Annotated in this window: 1 protein-coding gene; it reads right to left on the reverse strand. The window is 72.0% G+C overall.

The window, feature by feature from the left end:
- Positions 1-965 (reverse strand): thiolase family protein (locus ACR9E3_RS32455; RefSeq protein WP_460385203.1); only part of this gene is annotated, 965 nt, incomplete at its 3' end.
- Positions 966-996 lie beyond the last annotated feature (31 nt).

The raw sequence follows: 996 nt of genomic DNA on the forward strand, positions 1-996 counted from the left end.
CGCCCGGGCTCGCCCACCTGCCGCCGACCCGCCACGCCCCCGGCCTGACGTACGGCCTCGAGGATCGGGGTGATGCCCTGCAGGTATCCGCCGGAGGTGTGACCGCCCCCGGTGCTCACCGGCAGGGCGCCACCCGGCGCTGTCGCGCCCGAGGCGAACAGGGCGTGGGCCTGCCCCGGACCGCACACGCCGTACTCCTCCAACGCCATGAGTGACATGATCGTGAAGGCGTCGTACAACTCGAACGCGCCGATCTCGCCGATGTCCATCTGCGCCATCTCGAGGGCCTGGCGACCCGCCGCTCTGGCGCCGGTTTCGAGATCGTCGCTCACCACGTAGGCCAGGTCGTGGCGTACGTGGCTCTGTCCGTACCCCGCCACCCGTACCGGACTCGCACCGCGCTCCGCGACCGACCGGTCCGAGACGACGAACGCGCCGGCCCCGTTGGCGGGGTAGGCACAGTCGAGGACCCGCAACGGGCTCGACACCATCGCAGACATCTCGTAGCGCGCGTGGTCGAGTGGCTCCCGGAGCAACGCCTCGGGGTTCAACGCGGCCCAGGCCCGGTTGCTGATCGCGACGTCCCCGAGCACGCTCGCCGGCAGCGAGTGCCGGTCGAGGTAGAGCTGGGCGGTCAGCGCGTAGGCGGACACACCTCCTACCCCGCCGCTGCGGGCGTAGAGGGTGTTCAGCTCGCCCCCCTCGACCAGGGCGGGGAAGGACTTGCCCCCGGCGCCGTGCTGCACCGGGGCGTCGGCGAAGACGCAGACGACGGAACGAGCGAAGCCGGTCTCGACCGCCATGCACGCGTACTGCGCCATCGCCGCCGAGGACGACCCCTCCGCGTCGATCGTGCTGAGGAGGCGCAGTCCGCCGAACCCGGCCTCCCGCGCCAGGTTCGGCGTCAGCCAACGCCGAACATCCGGATGGGCGGCCGGACTGCACGCGATGAGCAGCCCGTCCACCTCGGAACGACGGAGCCCGGCATCGGCGATA

The sequence above is a fragment of the Actinomycetospora sp. C-140 genome, from assembly GCF_054796175.1.